The sequence below is a fragment of the Rothia sp. ZJ1223 genome, assembly GCF_016900985.1.
GTDB lineage: Bacteria > Actinomycetota > Actinomycetes > Actinomycetales > Micrococcaceae > Rothia.
Genome location: NZ_JAFEUT010000003.1, coordinates 135,438 through 158,762, shown reverse-complemented (window position 1 = coordinate 158,762; position 23,325 = coordinate 135,438). Strand labels below are relative to the sequence as shown.

At 55.8% G+C, this 23,325-nt stretch carries 18 protein-coding genes; 11 read left to right on the top strand and 7 right to left on the bottom strand.

Annotated elements, in window-relative coordinates; genetic code table 11:
• Positions 1 to 56 precede the first annotated feature (56 nt).
• Complete coding sequence (locus JTP09_RS05000; RefSeq protein WP_240333916.1) at positions 57 to 1,475, top strand: NAD(P)H-quinone dehydrogenase; 1,419 nt, start codon at positions 57 to 59, stop codon at positions 1,473 to 1,475.
• A gap of 83 nt (positions 1,476 to 1,558) precedes the next feature.
• On the opposite strand, the gene JTP09_RS04995 is transcribed toward JTP09_RS05000, so the two are convergent.
• From JTP09_RS04995 to JTP09_RS04985, 3 genes are all read right to left on the bottom strand, one after another.
• Positions 1,559 to 3,355, bottom strand: a complete 1,797-nt coding sequence (locus tag JTP09_RS04995; protein ID WP_204877354.1) for a biotin carboxylase N-terminal domain-containing protein — start codon at positions 3,353 to 3,355, stop codon at positions 1,559 to 1,561.
• Positions 3,356 to 3,478: 123 nt separating this feature from the next.
• Positions 3,479 to 4,141, bottom strand: coding sequence for a nucleoside triphosphate pyrophosphatase (locus JTP09_RS04990; RefSeq protein ID WP_204877353.1), 663 nt, complete (start codon positions 4,139 to 4,141; stop codon positions 3,479 to 3,481).
• A 96-nt stretch (positions 4,142 to 4,237) separates the two neighbouring features.
• Entirely contained in the window at positions 4,238 to 6,571 is a 2,334-nt protein-coding gene (locus JTP09_RS04985; protein ID WP_204877352.1) for an NAD-glutamate dehydrogenase domain-containing protein, read from the bottom strand.
• 395 nt (positions 6,572 to 6,966) lie between these two features.
• Here JTP09_RS04985 and JTP09_RS04980 point away from each other — a divergent pair, with 395 nt between their 5' ends.
• The gene (locus tag JTP09_RS04980; protein ID WP_204877351.1) at positions 6,967 to 8,376 is read left to right on the top strand and encodes a dicarboxylate/amino acid:cation symporter; all 1,410 of its coding nucleotides are present in this window, start codon (positions 6,967 to 6,969) and stop codon (positions 8,374 to 8,376) included.
• A gap of 120 nt (positions 8,377 to 8,496) precedes the next feature.
• Entirely contained in the window at positions 8,497 to 9,519 is a 1,023-nt protein-coding gene (locus JTP09_RS04975; RefSeq protein ID WP_204877350.1) for a Gfo/Idh/MocA family protein, read from the top strand.
• Between the two features lie 74 nt (positions 9,520 to 9,593).
• Here JTP09_RS04975 and JTP09_RS04970 read toward each other — a convergent pair whose 3' ends face one another.
• The 4 genes from JTP09_RS04970 to JTP09_RS04955 form a co-directional block, all read right to left on the bottom strand.
• Complete coding sequence (locus JTP09_RS04970) at positions 9,594 to 11,297, bottom strand: DUF885 domain-containing protein (RefSeq protein WP_204877349.1); 1,704 nt, start codon at positions 11,295 to 11,297, stop codon at positions 9,594 to 9,596.
• A gap of 84 nt (positions 11,298 to 11,381) precedes the next feature.
• Entirely contained in the window at positions 11,382 to 11,633 is a 252-nt protein-coding gene (locus JTP09_RS04965; protein WP_204877348.1) for an acyl-CoA carboxylase subunit epsilon, read from the bottom strand.
• A gap of 30 nt (positions 11,634 to 11,663) precedes the next feature.
• Positions 11,664 to 13,265: an acyl-CoA carboxylase subunit beta gene (locus JTP09_RS04960; protein ID WP_204877347.1), complete on the bottom strand. Its 1,602-nt coding sequence runs from the start codon at positions 13,263 to 13,265 to the stop codon at positions 11,664 to 11,666.
• Between the two features lie 75 nt (positions 13,266 to 13,340).
• A complete protein-coding gene (locus JTP09_RS04955) occupies positions 13,341 to 13,625 on the bottom strand; it encodes a YciI family protein (RefSeq protein WP_204877346.1) in 285 nt (94 codons plus the stop codon).
• A gap of 191 nt (positions 13,626 to 13,816) precedes the next feature.
• On the opposite strand from JTP09_RS04955, the gene JTP09_RS04950 reads away from it, so the two are divergent.
• The 8 genes from JTP09_RS04950 (at position 13,817) to gatA (ending at position 23,323) form a co-directional block, all read left to right on the top strand.
• Positions 13,817 to 14,662, top strand: coding sequence for a biotin--[acetyl-CoA-carboxylase] ligase (locus JTP09_RS04950; RefSeq protein WP_204877345.1), 846 nt, complete (start codon positions 13,817 to 13,819; stop codon positions 14,660 to 14,662).
• A 184-nt stretch (positions 14,663 to 14,846) separates the two neighbouring features.
• Complete coding sequence (locus tag JTP09_RS04945; RefSeq protein ID WP_204877344.1) at positions 14,847 to 15,305, top strand: hypothetical protein; 459 nt, start codon at positions 14,847 to 14,849, stop codon at positions 15,303 to 15,305.
• 170 nt (positions 15,306 to 15,475) lie between these two features.
• Entirely contained in the window at positions 15,476 to 16,603 is a 1,128-nt protein-coding gene (locus tag JTP09_RS04940; RefSeq protein WP_204877343.1) for an adenylate/guanylate cyclase domain-containing protein, read from the top strand.
• Positions 16,600 to 17,691 carry a PP2C family serine/threonine-protein phosphatase gene (locus JTP09_RS04935; RefSeq protein WP_204877342.1) on the top strand — a complete coding sequence of 364 codons (1,092 nt, stop codon included), beginning with the start codon at positions 16,600 to 16,602 and terminating at the stop codon, positions 17,689 to 17,691. Before JTP09_RS04940 ends, JTP09_RS04935 begins: the two co-directional genes overlap by 4 nt.
• A gap of 175 nt (positions 17,692 to 17,866) precedes the next feature.
• Positions 17,867 to 20,062, top strand: a complete 2,196-nt coding sequence (gene ligA / locus JTP09_RS04930) for an NAD-dependent DNA ligase LigA (protein WP_204877341.1) — start codon at positions 17,867 to 17,869, stop codon at positions 20,060 to 20,062.
• 524 nt (positions 20,063 to 20,586) lie between these two features.
• Positions 20,587 to 21,246, top strand: a complete 660-nt coding sequence (locus tag JTP09_RS04925; RefSeq protein ID WP_370592500.1) for a transglycosylase family protein — start codon at positions 20,587 to 20,589, stop codon at positions 21,244 to 21,246.
• A 179-nt stretch (positions 21,247 to 21,425) separates the two neighbouring features.
• Positions 21,426 to 21,722, top strand: a complete 297-nt coding sequence (gene gatC / locus JTP09_RS04920) for an Asp-tRNA(Asn)/Glu-tRNA(Gln) amidotransferase subunit GatC (RefSeq protein WP_204877339.1) — start codon at positions 21,426 to 21,428, stop codon at positions 21,720 to 21,722.
• A 17-nt stretch (positions 21,723 to 21,739) separates the two neighbouring features.
• The gene (gene gatA / locus JTP09_RS04915) at positions 21,740 to 23,323 is read left to right on the top strand and encodes an Asp-tRNA(Asn)/Glu-tRNA(Gln) amidotransferase subunit GatA (RefSeq protein WP_204877338.1); all 1,584 of its coding nucleotides are present in this window, start codon (positions 21,740 to 21,742) and stop codon (positions 23,321 to 23,323) included.
• The last annotated feature ends 2 nt before the right edge of the window (positions 23,324 to 23,325 follow it).

Genomic DNA, 23,325 nt, shown 5'->3' with positions numbered 1-23,325 from the left:
AGAGAGCGCACCCGGTCAAGTTGAGTAAACCTATAATATGTCTCACAATGTAAGGTGTGGTACTCAACAACGATAAATCAAAGCGCAATCTCATTATTCTCGGCGGCGGGCCCGGCGGCTACGAAGCAGCACTCGTGGCAGCTCACCTGGGCGCCGACGTCACCGTCATCGAACGCAAGGGAATGGGTGGTGCCGCAGTGCTCACCGATGTTGTTCCCTCGAAAACTCTTATCGCATCCGCTGACCTGATGACCCGCTTTCGCGAGGTTAAAGAACTCGGTATAGAAATCGTCGATGGCGACGATCACTACTCCCTACGCACCAACCTTGAAAAAGTCAATGCTCGTTTGCTCAAACTCGCAGCAGAGCAGTCCAAAGACATCAAACGAGCCCTCGAACGCAACGGAGTTAAAGTCATCTCGGGCACCGGAGCCCTCAAAGACAACCACACAGTTACCGTCAAAGATGACAACGGACTCTCCTACGATCTGACTGCCGACTACATCCTGCTGGCGGTCGGCACCCATCCCCGTGAACTACCCACCGCCCAGCCCGATGGTAAACGCATCCTCAACTGGACCCAACTCTACGATCTCGACGAAATCCCCGAACACCTCATCGTGGTCGGTTCCGGCGTTACCGGCGCCGAATTCGCCTCAGCATACAACGGGCTGGGTGCTCAGGTCACCCTCATTTCCTCCCGCGACCGCGTGCTTCCGGGCGAGGACGAGGACGCGGCGGTTCTGCTGGAAAACGTCTTTGAACGCCGCGGCGTGACCGTCATGCCGCGCTCGCGTGCAGAGAACGCTGTTTATAACGAAGCTGGTGACGGGGTCATCGTTACCCTCGCCGATGGGCGTAAGGTAGCAGGTTCTCACGTTTTGATTGCGGTGGGCTCTATTCCCAATACAGAAAACCTGGGGCTTGAGAAAGTCGGTATCGAAACCACCGAGAGCGGGCACATTCTGGTAGACCGCGTCTCACGTACCTCCCAGGCTAATATTTACGCTGCCGGTGACTGCACCGGTGTTTACCCGCTGGCGTCCGTTGCTGCGATGCAGGGACGCATCGCTGTGGCGCACATGGTGGGTGATGCGGTGAAACCCTTACGCGTTCACCAGGTTGCCTCAAACATCTTTACCGCTCCCGAAATTGCGACCGTGGGTGTGAGCGAGAAAGAGGTGCAGGAAGGCAAGTACCAGGCCGATATTTACAAGCAGCCACTGGCTACCAACCCCCGCGCGAAAATGATGGCAACCACTGACGGCTTTGTGAAAATTATTGCCCGCAAACACTCCGGCACCGTCATCGGTGGAGTGGTAGTGGGACCACGCGCCTCAGAGCTGATCTTCCCCATTTCGCTGGCTGTCGATAAGAAACTGCATGTGGACGATGTCGCCGAAACTTTCACCGTCTACCCCTCACTGAGCGGATCTATCTCAGAGGCAGCCCGCCAGCTGCACCAGATGCTCTAACGACCCCACTAAATGCCAAGAGGACAGGGGGGCGTCATTTTTAGGTCAAAAAATGACGCCCCCCTGTCTTCTTGACGTTGGGGTTATTTGATGGAGGCGATAACCTCGCCCGCGCTTACGGTTTCGCCCGCTTTTGCTTTGAGCCCGGTAATTTTACCCGCCTTGTGGGCGGTGATAGGCTGTTCCATCTTCATCGCCTCAAGAACCACAATCAGATCGCCCTCTGAAACCTTAGCGCCATCGCGCACAGCAACCTTGACGATGGTGCCCTGCATGGGCGAGGTAAGGTCATTGCCCGAAGCCTTGGTCTGCTTGGCTGAACGCTGTTTGCGCTGCTTTGCCGCGGGCTTCGCAGGGGCGGACGCGCCACCGAGAGCGGGGATGACAACCTCCAAGCGCTTACCTCCGACCTCTACAACAACGCGCTGACGGTCGTCCTCAGCTTCATCAACGCTACCGGGGGCACCATCATAAGCCGGGATAGTGTTGTTGAAGTCCGTTTCAATCCAGCGGGTGTGTACTGAGAAGTCTTCTCCGTTTTCAGGGGCGAAAGCGGGGTCTTCAAGTACGGCGCGGTGGAAAGGAACCACAGTGGGCATGCCCTCAATAACCAGCTCTGCCAGGGCACGGCGAGCGCGCTGAATAGCTTCTGCGCGGGTAGCGCCGGTGACGATGAGCTTGGCGAGCATGGAGTCAAAGTTGCCGCCAATGGTGTCGCCCTGTTCCACGCCTGAGTCCCAGCGGACGCCGGGGCCTGAGGGAACTTTGAGTTTTTCGATGGTGCCGGGGGCGGGCATAAAGGTGCGCCCCGGGTCTTCACCGTTGATGCGGAACTCTAGGGAGTGACCGCGCAGGGCGGGGCTGCCGTAGCCCAACTCTTCGCCCCTGGCGATACGGAACTGCTCGCGTACCAGATCAATACCGGTAATTTCTTCAGAGACGGGGTGCTCTACCTGCAAGCGGGTATTGACTTCGAGGAAGGAAATAGTGCCGTCGGTGCCTACCAAGAACTCGCAGGTGCCTGCGCCGGTGTAACCGGCTTCTTGCAGAATCGCGATAGAAGATTCGTAGAGACGCTCGTTTTGTTCGTCGCTCAAGAAAGGTGCGGGTGCTTCTTCAACGAGTTTCTGATTGCGACGCTGGAGGGAGCAGTCACGAGTCGAAATCACCACAACGTTGCCGTGTGCGTCCGCCAGACACTGAGTTTCAACGTGACGCGGGGCATCCAAAAAACGTTCGATGAAGCATTCGCCGCGACCAAAAGCGGCGGTTGCTTCGCGTACCGCTGACTCGTACATCTCGGTGATGTCTTCGCGTTTGCGAGCCACCTTGATGCCGCGTCCGCCACCGCCAAATGCTGCCTTAATAGCAATGGGCAGACCGTGCTTCTCAGCGAAATCGAAGACTTCTTCAGCGGAGTTCACCGGATCAGCGGTGCCCGGCACCAGAGGCGCTCCTACCTTCTGCGCGATGTGGCGGGCTGCGACCTTATCACCGAGTCGGTTAATAGCATCGGGGGAGGGACCAATCCAGGTAAGACCTGCGTCGATGACTGCTTGGGCGAAATCAGCGTTTTCAGAAAGAAAACCGTATCCGGGGTGAACAGCGTCAGCACCGGAGCGTGCTGCAACATCCAGCAGCTTGTCTACCACCAGGTACGACTGGGCAGCGGTGGCACCGCCTAAAGCGAAAGCCTCGTCCGCGAGGGTGACGTGCAGGGCATCGCGATCAGAATCAGCATAGACCGCCACGGTCTTAATACCTTCATCACGCGCGGCTCTAATAACGCGCACCGCGATTTCACCGCGGTTAGCAATCAAAACCTTGGTAACCGGCCCGGTGTGTTTACCCTCAACGTGGGTATGAGTAGCAGTTGTCAACGAGTGCTCCTTTTTGGCCCTTGTGATGTACCCGGGCGCGCTGGGAGAATCTATCAGTTAGCAAGGCACACCGGTCAAGAACATACGGATGTTCTTAGTCTCAAGTCTCTATTTTGAAATTATTTATGATTTTTTCCAAATTTCGGGCAGCGAAACACTGTTTTTGGCTAAAAGTGACCGTAAAGCGTTCACCGAGAGTCCCACGACGGTGTGAAACTCACCTTCGATGCCTGTAATGAAACCGGCACCAAACCCGTCGATGGTGAAAGAACCCGCAACCCACAAGGGTTCGCCGGTTGTCACGTATGCGGTAATTTCCTCCTCGCTCATGGACGCGAAATGCACGGTGGCGCTACGCAGCTCGGCGGTGTGCTGACCGGTGCGGGTATCTACTAGCCAGTGGCCGGTGTGCAAAATACCGGTCTTGCCCTGCATTGCCGTTATACGTTGGGTAGCTACCTCGGCGGTATGGGGCTTACCGTAGGGGCGACCCTCAAACTCAAAAACCGAATCGCATCCCAGCACCAGAGCGCCGGCGTCCGGGGTAGCTACTAGTTGCTGGGCAACGTCCTGCGCCTTTGCTTGAGCCAAAAGCTGGGCGGTCTGCGCCGGGGTAATCTCCCCGAGTCCATGAGAATAGGCAGTTTCTTGAGCCTGGCGCAGAACCGCGTCCTCATCAACGTCAGAGACCATAACGCTGTATTTGATTCCCGCATCGGTCAGTATTTTCTGGCGTGCCGGTGAGCTTGAGGCTAGAACAAGGTGGGGTGCAACAGAAGTAGTCATGACCCCCAATATACCGCCCGTAAAGACTTATACCGCCGTACCTCTTGTACGGGGTGCGGCGGCATGGAGGGATCGAGTGAGCAGCTTTATACGTGGTTATTTATTCGCAAGCTGGGTGCGGATGCCCTCAATAATGGTGTCGCGAACGTCCTGAACCTTGCTACTCCACCCATCGAGCGGGGTGTGAGCCGGCAGCTGGCGAATCTCTTCAAAACGCTCCGCCAGGTTCTTCTCACCGCGTACCGTCATATAGGCACCGGCGATGTCAGATGCTGAGGCGCTAAGCTCCTTGCCCAGACGGTAGACCGATGCGATACCGGTAAAGTCAATGAGCTCGTTAGCGACCTTGGTGGAAATAATCGCCTGACGCAGCGGGTGCGACCAGAAGTGAGGGCTGTACTTGGCTGTGACAGGGGAGGGGAAGTAGCGATCCAGCACATCAGCAAGGCTCTCATCTTCTGCGAAGTCTTCCTCCACCAGCGCCTGGGTCAGCCACAGCTTGGTGTAGGCAGCAAGCACTGCAAGTTCGGGGCTGGTGAGCTTCTCACCTGCTGATGCGCGACGTTCGATCTCCGCATCGGTGGGCAGGAATTCCACATCACGTTCAAGGTGGGCGTTGTCTACCAGGTAGGCAATGTACTCCGGCGCTATCGCTAGAAGCTCACCACCGTCGAGACGTTCAGCCTGCAAGAGAATGTTCTGGTTAATGTTAGATTCCAGTACCTGCAGACCGACCTCTTCAACCTGAGCTTCAATGAGGGCGGTACGTTCATCGTCTTCAATCTCACCGGCAGCGATGAGACGGTCCACCAAGATCTTGAGATTAACCTCGTGATCTGAGGTCTCAACGCCTGCGGAGTTGTCGACCGCGTCCGTATTCACGAGGACGCCACGCTGTGCCGCTTCGATACGGGCGAGTTGGGTAAGCCCCAGGTTACCGCCTTCTGAAACCACCGAAACGCGAAGATCAGCGGCGGTGATACGCATGTCGTCGTTGGTGTGATCGGCAACGTCAGCGTCAGTTTCGTTGCTAGCGCGGACGTAGGTGCCGGTACCGCCGGTGTAGAGCAAGTCAACGGGAGCGGCAATGATTGCGCGAATCAGCTCCTGCGGGGTCAGGGCAGTAACGGAATCTTCAAGGCCCAGAGCGGAACGTACCTCAGGGGTTATCTCAATGCTCTCAGTATTCCTGCGGAAGATTCCACCACCGGTAGAAATCAGTTCGGTGTTGTAATCAGACCAGTAGGCGCGGGGGAGGTTGAAGAGACGCTCGCGTTCTGCGAAGGTGGCGGCGGCATCGGGATTGGGGTCGAGGAAGATGTGGCGTGAGTCGAAAGCTGCCACCAGGCGGATTGCCGGTGATAGCAGCACACCGTTACCGAAGACGTCGCCAGCCATGCCGCCGATGCCCACCATGGTGAACTCTTCAGTCTGAGAATCGTGACCCTGTGCCGCAAAATGACGTTTGACAGCTTCCCACGCACCGCGGGCGGTAATACCCATTTCTTTGTGGTCAAAGCCGATTGAGCCGCCGGAGGCAAAGGCATCGCCCAGCCAGAAGCCGCGATCAACGGAGATACCGTTAGCAATATCTGAGAAGGTCGCGGTGCCTTTATCTGCTGCGACCACCAGGTAGTGGTCTTGCCCGTCGAGAGCAATGACGTTTTCGGGGTGAACAAGGCTCTCTTGACCATCATCAATCACTAGGTTATCGGTGACATCCAGCAATGAACCGATGAAGAGCTTGTAGGCATCAACTCCCATCTGAGCGTACAGTTCTTTCTCCGCGTCGCGGTCAGGCAGACCCTTGGGGAAGAAACCGCCCTTAGAACCGTTGGGAATAATCACGGAGTTCTTCACGCGCTGAGCCTTGACCAAACCTAAGACCTCGGTGCGGAAGTCATCGGGGCGATCGCTCCAGCGCAGACCCCCGCGTGACACCATGCCAAAGCGCAGATGGGTACCCTCTACAGCTTCTGAGAAGACCCAGATTTCCCACAGGGGGCGCGGTAAGGGAGCGAAAGAAATTTCGGTGGGACGCAGCTTGAAGGCGAGTGTTTCTTTGTTCTGGTAGTAGTTGGTGCGCACTGTTGCCTGTACTACCTCGGCGTAGGCACTGAGAATCTCGCGTGATGTACCTGCATCAAGAGCTTGGATGCTTCGGTTCAGCTGCTCGCCAGCTTCTGCACGGGCGGCTAGGCGCTCTTCGATGCTGCAAGAAGTGGAAGGATCAAAACTGGCGGTGAAAAATTTAATGAAATCGCGGGTAATATCAGCGTTCTCTGCCAGCGCGGTGATGACAGCTTCAGCTTCAAAATGCTGACCGAGCTGAAGAAGGTAACGATAGTAAGCACGAAGAATATTGGTTTCTTCCGGGGCAAAGCTCATAGTCTCTGCGAGCGATGTAAATTCATCGTTGTGTGAAGGCATAGTGGCGGACGCTTTCTGTTATCTGGGAATGATTCGCACTCGTGATTTTACGTCCCGTGCTCTGCATCTCATTAATTTTGGGCTACGACTAGCCAGAATATGTCCACATCCTGAAATTTACAGCGTTTATTACGCTCGCACTGTAGAACGCAGACTGCTGCACCTCATCCGCCACTCATCTGCTACAACCTCGTTGGGTGGGTAACGCGCGTCCGCCCGTGTGCCCTAGAGACACCTTTGACGTGCCTACCGCACCCACCCACTGCAAGATAGTCGGCGTGGGGGGGGGCGCCCTGATAGCTTGAGCACAAAAGCCGCGTATCAGACCGTTTTCACTTTATATAGCGTAATAATCGCTACCGACCCCAGCGGTAGCGCGGCTAAGCTTGGACGCTATGAGCACACACAAGACTTCTCGATTTCCAGCCTGGGCAACCAGCTTCGGCAACCAAATTATTGCCTCGCTAATTGTCGGTATCCTGCTGGGCATACTCGCCTTGAACATGGGCGGCACCCCAAAAGAAGACCCAAACTGGCTGATGACCACCCTCGACACCATCGCTACTACCTACGTTTCGCTCCTGCGTACAGCAGTGATCCCCCTGGTCTTTACCGCTGTGGTTGCATCCATCGCTAACCTGGCGCAGGTCACTAACGCAGCCCGTCTTGCCTTCCAGACCCTCATCTGGTTCGCAATTACCGCTTTCTTCTCGGTTCTTATCGGCATTTTCTTGGGCGTTATTACCAAGCCCGGCGCAAACACCGGTCTCACTACCCCTGAAACCTACAGCGGTACAACCGGCTCGTGGCTCGCTTTCATCACCTCACTGGTGCCCTCAAACTTCGTGGGTCTGAGTGTGGGCGTCAAAGAAAGCGCAGAGGGCGCACTGAGCGCGTCCCCCTCTTTCAACGTTCTGCAGATTTTGGTAATTTCCATTGCCGTGGGTATCGCTGCCCTCAAGGTAGGTGAACCCGCTGAAGCTTTCTTGAACTTCAATAGGTCGGCTCTAGCTATCATCCAGAAGATTCTGTGGTGGATTATCCGCCTTGCACCCCTGGGTACCCTTGGTCTCATTGGACGCGCGGTCTACTCCTACGGCTGGACCTCCATGGGATCTCTTGCCAAGTTTGTGGCAGTGCTCTACGTGGGGCTTGCCCTGGTATTCCTGGTGCTCTACCCGCTGATTGTCAAAATGCATGGTCTGTCCGTGAAACAGTACTACTCGGGTGTATGGCCTGCTGTGCAGCTGGGCTTTGTCTCCCGCTCGTCCATGGGCACCATGCCCCTGACCCAGACCGTGACCGAACGCAACTTGGGCGTACCCCGCGCTTACGCATCCTTCGCTGTGCCCTTGGGCGCTACCACCAAGATGGACGGTTGCGCTGCGGTGTACCCGGCGCTGGCAGCTATTTTTGTGGCTCAGTTCTACGGCATTGATCTCAGCATTTCCCAGTACCTGCTTATTGTTCTGGTCTCTGTACTGGGTTCTACTGCAACCGCAGGTACCACCGGCGCTGTGGTCATGCTGACCTTGACCCTCTCCACCCTGGGGTTGCCCCTGGATGGCGTGGGTCTGTTGCTGGCTATCGACCCCATCATCGATATGGGTCGCACCGCTCTCAACGTTGCCGGTCAGGCACTGGTTCCCGCCATCGTCGCCAAGCGCGAAGGCCTACTGAACGAAACCGCTTACAACGCCCCGCGTGATCACGAGGGTTTCACCGACGAGTCACTGACTGCCGACTCAGCGCCCTACACAGCAGCTGACGTTTCGGTAGGTGCAGGGGCAAGCGTCCGCGCTTAACCGTTGCCTTTCTTATAACCAGAGGCGAGAGCCTGCGTACACTGGTGACAGACAGTACGCAGGCTTTCGCGTTTAACGTGAGAACCTGCGCTTACCTGAAAAAGAGAGTAGGTAATTTTCATGCTTCGACTCGGTATCATTGGCACAGGTTTTATTTCCCAGCATTTTATAGAAGCTAGCCGCAGTTTCTTCGAACCGGTGGTTATCATGAGCCGCAGCCGCGAGAACGCTCAAGAACTGGCGAAGGCTACCGGCATCGACGCTAACCATGCGAGCACCATCGGGCAGCTGCTCACCCACTCTCTGGATGCAGTCTATATCGCCTCACCTAACTCCCTGCACGCTGAGCACACTCTAGCTGCTATCGACGCAGGGGTACACCCGATCGTGGAGAAGCCGGCTTTTTGGAACCCCGCCCAGTGGGAATCCGTGCATCGGGCAGCAGATACCGCAGGAGTGCTGGTCTTAGAAGCTGCCCGCAACATGTACGAACCCGGCATGACATGCGTCATCGAAGAAGCACAAAAGCGCAAGGTAACGAGTGCCTGCTTCACCTACGCCCAGTATTCCTCGCGCTGGGATGCCCTCACCGCAGGGCAAATCCCTAACATTTTCTCTTTAGATTTTGGTGGCGGTGCCCTGGTCGATCTGGGGGTTTACGCTGTGTACACCGCCATTGCCTGCTTTGGCGAACCCAGCGACGTGAGCTACAAAGCCGTGCTAGCTCCCTCAGGCGTTGACGCCCACGGTACGCTGGTTCTTACCTACCCCACCTTTGACGTTACTATCAGGGTCGCTAAAGACTACGCAGCATCAAGCCCAGCAGAAATATACGCAGGACGCGAGCGCCTAGTATTCACCGGCGTCAACGATATCCGTTCGGTGGAGTTAGTAGGCCCTGAGCACTCAGAGCTGCTGTTTACAGTCGAGGGCGCTGAGGCTGATACTCCGCGCTCGCTATCTGTCTTGATGGCTTTTGAAGCCCAGTATTTTGCCCAGCTCATCCAATCACATAAGAACGGTGGGCTGAGTTCTCAGCAACTGGAGCGCTACGCTCAGCTCACCGAGGTCTCTCGTCTGGTGAACGAGATCTGCACCCGCGCCCGCCATGATGCGGGGATTTTCTTCACGGGCGAGAAATAAAAGTACGCAAAAACATTAGGGGCTGCCGTCATCACTGGCAGCCCCTGTGTATGTGGTCTGGAGTTTTTTGTGGGTTAGAAAGCGAGGGTGCGCTTGAGAGTATCAAGACCCACAGAGCCGAGCTTGAGGGCACGGGTGTGGAAGTCCTTGTCGCTGATGCCTGCCGCACGCGCCTTATCCCGCAGCTGTTCCCAGATGCGCTGGCCGACCTTGTAGCTGGGTGCCTGACCGGGCCAGCCCAGGTAACGCACGTACTCGAAGTCGCGCTGACCAACGCTCATATCAAGGTTGGCATCCAAGAACTTTTTACCGGTTTCAGCGCTCCAGATGCCCGGCTCAATCTTCAGTTCTTTGACCCAGCGTTCGGGGATTTCAAAACCGCAGTGAACGCCAATATCAAAGACGACGCGGGCGGCGCGTAGGCGCTGAGCATCGAGCATGCCCATGCGATCTCCGGGGTCGCTCAGGTAGCCGAGTTCTTCCATCAGGCGCTCGGCGTAGAGAGCCCAGCCCTCGCCGTGGCCTGATACCCAGACGCCGTTGGCGCGCCATTCGTTCATGGTGCCCGCCATAGCGGTAGCGACGGCTGCCTGCAGGTGGTGGCCGGGGGTGCCTTCGTGATAAACAGTGGAGGTTTCACGCCAGGTGCCGAAAGTGTCTTCTCCCGGAGGTACTGACCACCACATGCGTCCCGGACGCGACCAGTCGGCTGCCGGGGGCGTGTAGTAGATACCGCCTTCTTGGGTGGGAGCAATCATGCATTCCAGATTGCGCATGGGCCCTCCAACGTCGAAGTGGTCTTTTGCTAGGAATTCAAGGGCTGCATCAGAGAGCCCCTGCATCCACTCGCGCAGGGCATCGGTGCCGTGCAGAGTGCGGGCGGGGTCTGCATCGAGAACCTCTTTTGCCTCTTCGATAGAAGAGCCCGGCTTGATTTCTTCAGCGACCTTTTGCTGTTCTGCGATGATGCGATCGAGCTCTTCAATACCCCACGCGTAGGTTTCCTCTAAGTTGATGGTTGAACCCAAGAACTGGCGGGAGTAAAGGCTGTAGCGTTTCTTACCCACAGCGTCCTCAACCGGTGCTTCGGGCAGGAGCGCTTCGGTGAGGTAGGTGTTGAGCTCTGAGTAACCGATGATGGCGCGGCGAGCGTTGATTTTCGCTTCATCTGCCAGCTCGGGGGCGTTCTGAGCAATCTCCTTGGCGAGCTGGGCGAAGAATCCATCCTCTGTGATGTAAGCGGCGGTCTGCTCAATGGCGGTTTCTACCTGACGCTTAGCGGCGACCTTACCCTGAGCACGGTAAGCCTCAAGAGTCTCGATATAACCGGCAATCGCATCGGGAACATTGTGCATACGACCCGAAAGGTGAACCCAGTCCTCAGCGGTGTCGCGACCCATCAAATCAAAAACGGAGCGAATACTCTGAACGGGGGAGGCAAGGTTATTAATCTCCCACTCGCCCAAACCGGCCTCGTGCATCTCCACCATGAGACCCAGGCGCTCCTGCATCGCGTCCAGGGTGACTTCGTCGATATTATCAACGGGGGTGGCCTCTGAAAGAGCGTCAAGGGTGTCACGAACAGCCTGCAAGATAAGCGAAGTGCCAGCCGGGGAGTAATCTGCGTACTCTGTCTCACGACCTTTACGACCTGCGACAGTCGCACTCTCGGGGTTTAGCTCAAGCATCCGCTCGTAGTGAGCGTTAGCGATGCGGTCAATTTCGGTTTCTGCGCGTTCTACGCGGTAGGCTGCGGGAATTTCGGTTAGTTGTGTCATACCTACCAGTCTATGGCTTAGAGCACACGGTTGGGTGGGTTTAACCCGTCAACGCACCGAAATTTCCCGAGCCGAGGGTTAGTTTTATTGCGGACGCGCCCGCCGCCACGAGCCCGCACCGGGGCGCAGACCGATACCCAGTCGTTGGCCGCGCAACAAAATGCGCTGCACGGCCTCAAAGGCTGTGGAATCACGGTGACGAGCGGAGGCCTGCTGCTGCATGATAACGGCTGTCAGGGCGACAATTTCTTCGTCTGTGGGGTTCCCACTGACCACTTGAAAGAGTGGCTGCGAGGGGGCAACCGGTGTTTCTTTGGATGCTGATATGAGGGGCATAGGTGCTCTAACTTTCACGGGTAGGACTGCTTACAGTGGCATGTTGCCGTGTTTTTTGGCGGGCGTTGACGATCGCTTATCGCGCAGGGCGTGAAGGGCACTCATAATACGTACGCGGGTTTCGTTGGGGGCAATGACCTCGTCGATATAACCGAGTTCAGCTGCCTGGTAGGGGTTGAGCAGTTCCTCTTCGTACTTGTGTACAAGTTCAGCACGCTTGGCATCAACATCGCCACCTTCTTCGGCAACGGCTGCTAGTTCGCGGCGGTAGAGAATATTGACGGCGCCTTGAGCCCCCATGACACCAATCTGGGCGGTAGGCCACGCCAGGTTGATATCAGCCCCGAGTTTCTTTGACCCCATCACAATGTAGGCACCACCGTAGGCTTTGCGGGTGATAACGGTAATCATAGGAACGGTTGCCTCGGCGTAGGCGTAGAGCAGTTTAGCGCCACGGCGAATAATGCCGTTGAACTCCTGATCGGTACCGGGCAAGAAGCCGGGAACATCCACAAAGGTCAGAATGGGAATATTGAAAGCATCGCAGTTACGCACAAAACGCGCAGCTTTCTCGGAGGCATTGATATCGAGGGTACCTGCCAGCTGCAGGGGCTGGTTTGCAATAATACCTACGGTTCGCCCCTCTACACGGGCGTAACCGGTCAGTACATTGGGGGCGTAGAGCTCCTGCAACTCTAAGAAGTGCCCGTCATCAACCACTGTTTCAATGACTGCGCGCATATCGTAGGGCTGGTTGGCTGAGTCGGGAATCAACTGATCGAGATCAAGGTCATCAACGCTGACCCCGGTCTCTTGGGAATGTTCTATCGGCAGGGACTCGGCAAGGTTGTTCGAGGGTAAGAACTCCACAAGCTCACGTACGAAATCAAAAGCGTCCTCTTCATCTTCAGCCAGGTAGGCTGAGGTGCCGGTCACCGCATTGTGCTGGTGGGCGCCACCGAGGGTTTCCATATCAACTTCTTCACCGGTGACAGTTTTAATCACGTCTGGGCCGGTAATGAACATGTGCGAGGTCTTATCGACCATCACCACAAAGTCAGTCAGCGCCGGTGAGTAGGCAGCACCACCGGCGCAGGGACCCATGATGATTGAAATCTGCGGAATCACACCCGAGGCGCGCACATTCATTCTGAAAATATCGGCAAACATCGCCAGGGACGCGACGCCCTCCTGAATACGAGCACCACCGCCGTCATTGATACCTATAATGGGGCAACCGTTCTTCAGAGCGAACTTCTGCACCTTGACGATTTTTTCACCGTTCACCTGTGAGAGCGAACCACCGTAGACTGTGAAATCCTGCGAATAAACGGCAACCAGACGTCCGTCAATAGTGCCGTAGCCCGACACCAGACCATCACCCAGGGGACGCTTGGAATCCATGCCGAATGCCGAGGTGCGGTGGCGGGTGAGCGCGTCAAACTCCACAAAAGAGCCCTCGTCCAAGAGCATGTCGAGGCGCTCGCGCGCTGTTTGCTTGCCACGTTCGTGTTGGCGGTCTACCGGCCCCTGACCGGTGGGTAGCAGCGACTGCTCACGGCGGGCATAAAAATCAGCGATTTTTCCCTGGGTAGTGGTGAGATCATATTCGGGTGCAGAACTATCGGTCATGTCAACTTTCCGTACGAGAGGTTTCAAAGAGGGGCAGCGAGTGGTTCGATGCTGCCAGAGGTGCGGGTGGCGGTTTTAGGCACCCAGGTTGCCGAAAACGGGGTTCCATTCGCGCAGGGTGGTTTCGAGAACTGCACCGCCGAGGGTCATCGGATCTTGGGCGAGAATATCTGCGACTTCCTGCTGGGAGTCTGCCTTGAAAATCAACAGGGCGCCGGGGGTATCGCCGGTCACGAACGGACCAGAAGCCACCAGAACACCCTCTTCGTACTTCGCACCCAGATATTCGCGGTGGGCGGGGCGGTGCTCTGCCTGAACCTCAGCGTTGCCGTAGACGTAGGTTGCTGCATAAAAAGCCATGAGTGAATCCCTGTTCTGTTGCTATGTGGTCTTATCTTGGCGCGTCACCATCGAAAGTGACGCTCGAAAGCTAATTAGTTAGGTTAAATCTACCTTAGGTGAGACACACTACAGGAATTTTTAGTCAAGTTGCCCTAAAAGTGTAAGCTGAATCGTGTTTAGGCGAACCGTCACAACATGAAGGTCACAGTATGCAGTCCACTTCTAAACAACTTACCCCCCTGAATATTCCCGGTTATGCGCGGGCGGGTTTTTTCTCCCAGACGGAATCCACGAATACTGATGCTCTTAAGCTACTTGCCTCACCCGATGCTACTGCCCGCGAGAAATTGGGAGAGCTTTCTGTGCTCGCCACCGATGACCAGAGGGCGGGGCGCGGACGCCTGGATCGGCAGTGGACGGCACCGGCAGGCAGCGCCTTGTGTGCCACCTTTATCGTGCGCCCCCACGCCAGCACCCAGCCACTGCGCTCCGAAGCTCTGCGCTGGCTGACTATGATCCTGGCTTTAGCTGCCCGGCAGACCCTTGTGGAGCAAGGGGTGAATGCTGGCATCAAATGGCCCAACGATTTAGTGGTCGGTGGCCGCAAAATTGCCGGTATTCTCGCCCAACTATCTATTGAACCCACCGGTGAGATGAGTGCTGTTGTGGGTATTGGCATCAATACCGCTATGAACCCTTTACAGCTGCCGTTTGAAACTGCCACCTCAATGGCGATTGAGGGAGCTAAGAGCCCCGATAACTTGGAGCTTTTGCAAGCACTTGCTGCCTCCTTTGCTGATATCTACCGGCGGTTCGCTGAGGCTGGAGGGGACGCGAGTGCCCCTCTGACGTCCGGGGTAAGTCTGGTGGAGCTTCTACGATTGCACACCATCACCCTGGGACAGGAAGTAGCCGTTCACTTACCCGGCGACGACATCGTGCAGGGTGTGGCTGTTGATCTCGCGGATGACGGTGAAATCATGGTGCGAGATCCGAGGGGGAGGGTGAAGTCCTACGCCGTGGGGGATGTGGTACACCTGCGTCCGGCATCATAAACAACGAAATATCAGGGGCTTACTGGAGAGTCCCTTGTACAGCTTCGAACACGGCACCGGCGAAATCCCTCACGCAACCTAGTTTGCGGGCACTCTCTTCACGCACTTCACGCATGTGTTCTGAGCACAAAGATGCACCTCCTCGCTCGGAATCTTTGCGCTCAGCCTTTAGACTGGTGAGACTATGAAACTAAGGGCTGAGCTGTTTGAAGGTGAGTACGTGATAGCTGGCACGCGGGCACATACGTGTACCTTATTGCCGGCGCTCGCGTCCTTGCTCGTTGCTGTGGTGAGCGCTAGTTTTGCGAGCACTGTTTACCCCAGCGCAAAAATTCTGGGGTTGCTGGTTTTTGCTGGGGCACTGTGGGCGCTGATTAAAAGCGTTCGTGCGGTTCTGGAGTGGGCATCTCATCAGCATTTTTTGACCAACTATAGGGTGATCGAGATGCGTGGTAGTCAGCTGCTGTCAGTTGGTCTACCCGAAATTCACGGTGCAACGGTGAGTTCTGGGTGGAGGGCTAAGATATGCGGGAATCTCACCCTGCACACGCGCAGTGGTGAGTATCTGATTCAGGGCATTGGTTACCCGCAGAAGTTTTCGACTCTGGTGCGTCGGGCTCAGCACGAACTGGGAGGGTTGTGAGTAAAAGTCTTAGTCGCCTTTAACTCAATAAAGAGTAAGTTTTAGGTCATAAACATAAGAACTGTTTAGAGTATTGTGGCTCACATCCGTTAGACTGTGAAAAGCGAGCGTATATTTTCACGACGAACACGCGGCGCAGTGACCACAGACATTGATGAAAGGTACTCACAGTGGAACCCACAGCTGAAGGTTCAAGCAACCTTCCCGATACAGGGCCAGCTACCACTGCAATAAACCTTCTGGGCAACAACGTACTGAATAACGTGTACCGCAGTGACAGGGCTAAGCAGGGCATTCGACGCCTCGAAAAAGCCTTGCTCGGCGAGAACTGTTCCCTTCGCCGTCAAGAGGCTGCGGATATGGCGGGTGTTTCCCTGCTTTCTGCGCGCAAGGTGTGGCGGGTTCTGGGGTTCCCGAACCTCAAAAAAGACGATAAATATTTCACCCCGATGGATGCACACGCTCTGAAGCGCCTAGATAAGTTGCGTGAGCGTGGGGTAGTAACCGAAGACGGTCTGAATTCTTTGATCCGTTCAGTGGGGCAGATGATGGATCGTATGGTGGCGTGGCAGGTCGAAACCATCGTCGAAGACATGGTGGTTCACCGCGGTGCCACCGATGCTGAGGCACGTCAAGAACTATTGACGGTGCTGCCCGAAATTTTAGAGGACCTCGAGGCTCTGGCGGTCTATGGTTACCGCCGTCAGCTCAACGCTGCGGTGGTGCGACTTGCCCTGCGCGGTGAGAAGGGCGATCCAGATATTAGTGAGAGCGATTTGCCGCTGGCTCGCGGTATCGGTTTTGCCGATTTGGTATCGTACACTTCGCTTTCGCGTCAGATGAATGAACGAACCCTTGCGTCTCTGGTGCGTTCTTTTGAACAAAAGTGCGCTGAGATTGTTGCTGTGGGTGGGGGTCGCATCATTAAGACGGTGGGTGATGAGATTATGTTCCTCACCGAAACACCTGAATCTGCCGCTCGTATTTCTTTGGCGCTTTCAAAGATGATTCGCGAGAATCCTGATTTGCCGGAGGCTCGTGTGGCTTTTGTGTGGGGACGAGTGATGCCCCGCTTGGGCGATGTATACGGTCCCACTGTTAACCTGGCGTCTCGGCTTGTGGCATTAGCAGAGCCGGGGGTTGTTTTGACCGACAATCACACTGCTGAAACTATTGAAGATAATGAAAAATTTGTGCTGATTCCGCAGGGCGTTCGTAACGTGCGTGGTTTTGGCAATGTATCGCCTGTGGCTATTACCCCGGGCATCGGTAATGAACTGGAGATTGATTTCGAATGAGCACCTCTCACCTGACGATTTTTACCGGTAAGGCAACAGACAAGGGTGCTTTTCGTGATAATAATGAGGACGCACTGACCGTAGCCGGCACCCTTGCCGTGGTGGCCGATGGTATGGGTGGTCACGAAGCCGGTGAGGTCGCCTCACGTTTGGCAGCGCGAACCCTCGCCTATTCTTCGCTGTTCACTCAGCCCGGTGGGATGACCAAAGAGCAGAACGAACAGGCACTGGCAGATATGATTGCCGAGCGCGAGGCTGAGGCTCAGGAGTCGCAGGCGAACTTTCGCTCTCGCCGCCGCAAGAATACGACCGCGCTGAACAAGCAGATTATGAAGACCCTGGAGCGCCTGCGAGGCATCATCGGTGAAGCTGATGAGTCTATTAAATCCACTTTGAACCAGCGTGCCGGCACCACTCTCACCGGTGCCTGGCTGACCTACATTGGCGATCAAAATATGTGGTTTGTCTTCAACGTTGGCGATTCACGCACCTACCGATTAGTGCGTGGCGAAGACCTACAAACGAATGAGGAATCGCTATCGCTTTCTGGCGAACTCGACGGTGTGGGCCTTGAACAAATCACCGTTGATCACTCTGAGGTGCAGTACCTCGTTGATACCGGTCAGATCACCGCAATGGAAGCCCTGACCCACCCCCGCCGCAACGTCATCACCCGCGCCCTGGGCACCGGCAACTACTGGGAACCCGATTTCTGGGTCATTCCGGCAAAACCCGGTGACCGCCTGATGCTCTGCTCTGACGGTCTTTCTGGCGAGCTCTCACACAACTACATGGCGCGCGTCCTCGCCACCGTTGAACACCCCCAAGACGCCGCGGACGTTTTGCAAACAGCTGCCCTGCGCGCCGGTGGTCGCGACAATATCTCCGTTGTTGTGGTCGATGCTATTACTGAAGAAGAAGCGGACGCGCGTGCTCAAGCACTCAAGGAATTGACCGCTACCGAATCTCACGAAATCCTCGAAAAAGCTGAGGACTACGAGGTCAAACCCACTGCTAGCTCAGAAGACCCCGAATTTGTCTCTGAACGGTCACTAAACCAGGAGTTCTACTACAAAGACGAGCAGTAACCTCAACCCCCTTCTACAACGCCCCGTTTGTCTCTCACAAGCGGGGCGTTCGTCTACCGGCTACCGGCAGGGTAACTCAGCCTTCGAGTGTTCTACACTTAGACACAACACCCAATAGACAAAGCCCCGCCCCTGAGCGAGAAAACCCCAGAGAACCGTGTGTGAGGTAAGTGCCATGAGCGTTGATCCAGCCATTGTTGAGTCTGTAACAGACCGCGAAAAAGTTGAAGGCCCCGATGTATCTGAAGAGCTCAAACAGCACTACGCTGAGCTCATCGACAAAGTGCGTGCAGCCCGCACCGAGTACTACGTCAATGACGCGCCGACTCTCTCGGATGCCGACTACGACGTTCTCTACACCGAGCTAGAAAAATTTGAGGCGCTGAACCCCGAACTAGTAGCTAACGATTCGCCCACCCAAGAAGTCGGCGGTGAAGTTTCTACGGCTTTCGCTCCGGTGACTCACCGCGCTCGCATGTACTCGCTGGAAGACATTTTCTCCCTGGATGAAATCATCGCGTGGATCGAGAAGACCGCTCAGAATGCTCAGCGCCTCACCGGTCACAAAGCCCAGTGGCTGAGCGAGCTCAAAATTGATGGTCTTGCCATCAACCTCTTTTATCGCAAGGGTAAGCTCGTGCGCGCAGCAACCCGCGGCGACGGTTACACGGGTGAGGACGTGACCCACAATGTGCTGACCATCAAGAGCATTCCCACCTCCTTAGCGGGGCAGGACCACCCTGAAGAGCTTGAAGTGCGTGGCGAGATCTTCATTTCTTCCCAGGACTTCCGTGCCTTGAACGAGCGCATGATTGAAGAGAAAAAAGCTCCTTTCGCGAACCCCCGCAACGCCGCTGCCGGTTCGCTGAGGCAAAAGGACGCGTCCGTCACCGCTGCGCGTCCGCTGAGTATGTTCGTACACGGTATCGGGGCGAACTCTGGGCTGAGTGTTACCAGCCAGTCTGAGATGTACGCACTCCTTGAGGAATGGGGACTGCCGGTAAGCCCCTACAGTAAGATGCTCGACACTGCTGAGGAGGTACTGGAATTCATTGCATACTTCGGTGAGCACCGCCATGATTTGGTACACGAAATTGACGGCATCGTCATCAAGGTGAACGATTTTGCCACCCAACAGCAGCTGGGGCACACATCGCGCATGCCGCGTTGGGCAGCTGCTTACAAGTACCCGCCGGAGGAGGTCAACACCAAGCTCTACGATATTCGCGTGAGCGTGGGTCGTACCGGGCGGGTGACTCCCTTTGGCATGATGGAACCGACCAAAGTTGCCGGTTCAACCGTTGAGATGGCAACCTTGCACAATCAGGATGTCGTCAAAGCTAAGGGTGTACTGATTGGGGACACCGTAGTGCTACGCAAAGCCGGAGACGTGATCCCCGAAATCGTGGGGCCAGTTGTTGCCCTACGTGACGGTAGCGAACGTGAGTTTGTGATGCCTAGCCACTGCCCCTCCTGCGGAGAACCGCTGGCACCAGCTAAAGATGGGGACGTTGATATTCGCTGTCTCAATACTCGTTCCTGCCCCGCCCAGCTGATGGGGCGTATCTACCACATTGGTTCTCGCGGGGCGCTAGATATCGAGGCACTGGGGGAGGAAGCCGCACGCGCGCTGACTGCCCCCGCTGCTCCCGAGATTCCGCCGCTTACCAGCGAGGCTTATCTGTTCGACCTGCGTCCAGAAGATTTAGGCGAGGTTCGAATCGAACGTGAGAAAAAAGGTAAAAACGCCAAAGCCGGTACCACAGAGCTTGTGCCCTACTTCTACACCCGTGGCACCGTAAGTAAACCTTCGGTGCCCTCGCGCAACACACTCAAACTCTTTGATCAGCTAGAGAAAGCTAAAACTCAGCCCCTGTGGCGTGTATTAGTTGCTCTCTCTATTCGCCATGTGGGGCCAACCGCGGCACGCGCACTTGCCACCGAGTTCGGGTCGATGGACGCTATTGCTGCTGCCTCGACCGAGCAATTGGCGGCAGTAGACGGGGTAGGGCAAACAATCGCCGATTCTATTACTGAATGGTTTGCTGTCGACTGGCACCGCGAAATCATCGAACGCTGGTCAGCTGCTGGCGTACAGATGAAGGACGAACGTGACGAGTCTCTAGAGCGCACCTTAGAAGGTCTCACCATTGTCGTGACGGGAACGCTCGAAAATTTCACGCGTGACTCCGTCAAAGAGGCAATCATTGTTCGTGGTGGTCGAGCCTCAGGGTCAGTATCAAAGAAAACCCATTACCTGGTGGCAGGTGCCTCCGCTGGCTCGAAACTCGATAAGGCAGAACAGCTGGGTGTGACGGTGCTCGATGAAGAAGGCTTTATTAACCTCCTAGAGAAAGGACCTCAAGAGTAGAACATGAGGGTGGTGGCGGGGTTCTTCTCACCACCACCTGTGGTTTTAACCGGTGCGACACGTTTTTCTCAAAAATTTTTTGGAGAAACTTCTGGTGCTCTACCCCTGGTGCAGGTGGTGACCCCGTGGAAAATTTTTATAACGATTTGATAACGAAAATAGACCTTTTTGACCCGGAATCTAGCGGTTAATGCAAAGTACAGTTTCTGCTTAAAGATTGTTGATGATCTCCAGGTCCACGAAACACAGGGCATAAGAGTCCACTCTCGCTAGGGTGTTTAACCTCAAAAATGGGTTGTCAAAACCAAAATCGTTACAGTATCGTTATCAACGAATCAAACGCCACCATCTTCGGTGGCAGTTCGAAGCCGGAAAACTTCGAACACATGCTGGGTTTTGCCGCACACCTGACGTCGTCTACAGGGCAAAGCCTAAACACATGAAACCTAAACTTTTATAGGTAGACGGCAGCGCATAGACGTCCAGGGATGGAACGAGCGCGAGGTGGCCTTTTATGGAGCATTGTGAAGACTACTTCCAATATTCGTCGTTCAGCAGCAGCACTCGCTTTCGGTGGTGCCGCAGTTGCAGCGTCATTGACCCCCGCAAACGCAGCACCCGTTGAAGCATGGGACGCACTGGCACAGTGTGAATCAGGTGGCAACTGGGGCATCAACACCGGTAACGGTTACTACGGTGGTCTGCAGTTCAGCCCCTCATCATGGGCAGCAGCAGGTGGCTCAGGCTCGCCCGCAGCAGCTTCAAAGGCTGAGCAGATTCGCGTCGCTGAGAACCTCCTGCAGATGCAGGGTTGGGGCGCATGGCCTTCATGCTCAGCTCAGCTCGGTCTTCACGCATACGGCACCGGTGGCGCACCCGCTCAGGTTGCAGCACCCGCAGCTGCTCCCGCTCCTGTCGCAGCACCCGCTCCTGCACCCGTGGTAGTTGAGGCACCTGTACCCGTAGTAGCTCCTGCTCCTGCACCCGTTGCAGTAGCTCCTGCTCCCGTAGCAACCGTTCCTGCTGCAGGCACCTACACCGTTGTTGCCGGTGATACCCTGTCAGAAATCGCTCTGGCACACGGTTACCAGGGCTGGGACTCATTGGCTAAGGCTAATGCACACATCATCCCCAACCCCCACCTGATTGAAATTGGTCAGGTTCTGATTCTTCCCGCTCGCTAATTGCGAGTAGAGGTTTGAATATAAAACCTCATCTTTGAATCTTTTGCGGTTCCCGCGTCCTTTACCTAAAGGGCACGGGAACCGTTTTGTTTACCCGCTCACCTGAAATCAGGTGGGTGTTTGCCTTCCAATGCCGGTAAACTGGGGAGGATAACGTACACCGAGTAAACGGAGATTGCATGTCTGCCATTACCCGTGAGACGGTTGCGCACCTAGCGCAGCTTGCTCATATTGAGATGAGCGATGATGAGCTGGTGGCTTTGGCCTCAGAGCTAGACGTCATCGTTGATTCTGTGAAGTCTGTATCTGATGCTGTGTCAGATGATATTCCGGCAACGAGCCACCCGATTCCTCTCAAGAATGTTTTCCGTGAAGACGTAGTGAGCGATACCCTGAACGCCGAAGAGGCACTGTCGGGCGCTCCCGATGCTGAGGACGGTAAGTTTAGGGTTCCGGCAATTCTGGATGAAAGCTAAGGCGTAAGTAGATACACATGACTGAGATTATTAAACTATCAGCTGCCCAGCTCGCGCAGAAAATGCGCGAGGGCGAGCTGACCTCTGTTGAGATTACCCAGGCGTACATCGACCACATTGTGGGAACCGACGGTGAGGCGCTGGACGATAACAACCGTGCTGCCGGTAAGAGTGGTTTGAATGCCTACCTGCACGTTAACGCTGAAGAAGCGTTGGAAGTAGCAGCCGGTGTGGACGCTGATCGCGCCGCTGGTCAAGAGCTCCCCGAGCTTGCAGGGGTGCCTATCGCTGTTAAAGATTTGATTGTCACCAAGGGGCAGCCCACCACTGCGGCATCTCGCATGCTTGAGGGTTGGATGAGCCCCTATGACGGCACCGTGACTCAGAAGATTCGTGCAGCCCGCATGCCTATTTTGGGTAAGACCAACCTGGACGAGTTCGCTATGGGTTCATCCACCGAGCACTCCGCTTTTGGCGTAACCCGCAATCCTTGGGCGTTGGATCGTATTCCCGGTGGCTCCGGTGGCGGTTCAGCTGTCGCTGTTGCTGCTTTCCAGGCGCCTTTGGCGTTGGGTACTGATACCGGCGGTTCTATCCGCCAGCCCGCAGCGGTAACCGGTTCAGTGGGTGTTAAGCCTACTTACGGTTCTGTCTCACGCTACGGTGTGATTGCGATGGCGTCCTCCCTTGACCAGGTGGGTCCCTGTGCGCGCACCGTTCTTGATACCGCTTTGCTTCACGAGGTCATTGGTGGTCACGATCCCAAAGACTCCACCTCTCTCAATGAACCTGTTGGTGCTTACGCGGACGCAGCCCGTCAGGGCGCTACTGAAGGCGGTCTCAAAGGCCTGCGCGTCGGTGTTATTAAAGAGCTCACCGGCGAAGGCTTCCAAGAGGGCGTACTGGCGCGTTTCAACGAATCTGTTGAGCTGCTCAAGCAGGCTGGCGCTGAAATCGTTGAGGTTTCCCTGCCTTCTGTGAAAGAGGCAATTGGTGCTTACTACCTGATTATGTCGTCTGAGGTTTCATCTAACCTCGCTAAGTACGACGGCGTCCGTTTCGGTCTGCGCGTTGTACCCGAAGATGGTCCCGTGACTATCGAGCGCGTTATGTCAGCTACCCGCGCAGCAGGTTTTGGTGATGAGGCTAAGCGCCGCATCATTCTGGGTACTTACGCACTCAGCGCCGGTTACTATGATGCTTACTATGGTTCAGCGCAGAAGGTTCGTACCCTGATTCAGCGTGACTACGCCAAGGCGTTCGAGGTTGCCGATGTGCTGATTTCCCCGACTGCTCCCACCACCGCTTACAAGTTGGGGGAGAAGACCAAGGGCGATCCCATGGCAATGTACAAGGGTGATATCGCTACGGTGCCCACTAACTTGGCAGGCGTTCCTTCTATCTCAATCCCCGGCGGTTTGGCTGATGAAGACGGTCTGCCCGTTGGTATTCAGTTCACTGCCCCCGCCCACGAGGACGCGCGTCTCTACCGCGCAGGCGCTGGTTTGGAGGCTCTGTTGGAGGCTCAGTGGGGTGCTCCTTTGCATGCTCAGATGCCTGATACTCGTGACCTTATTCGTGACTTCGACTTTGGAGCGTAATA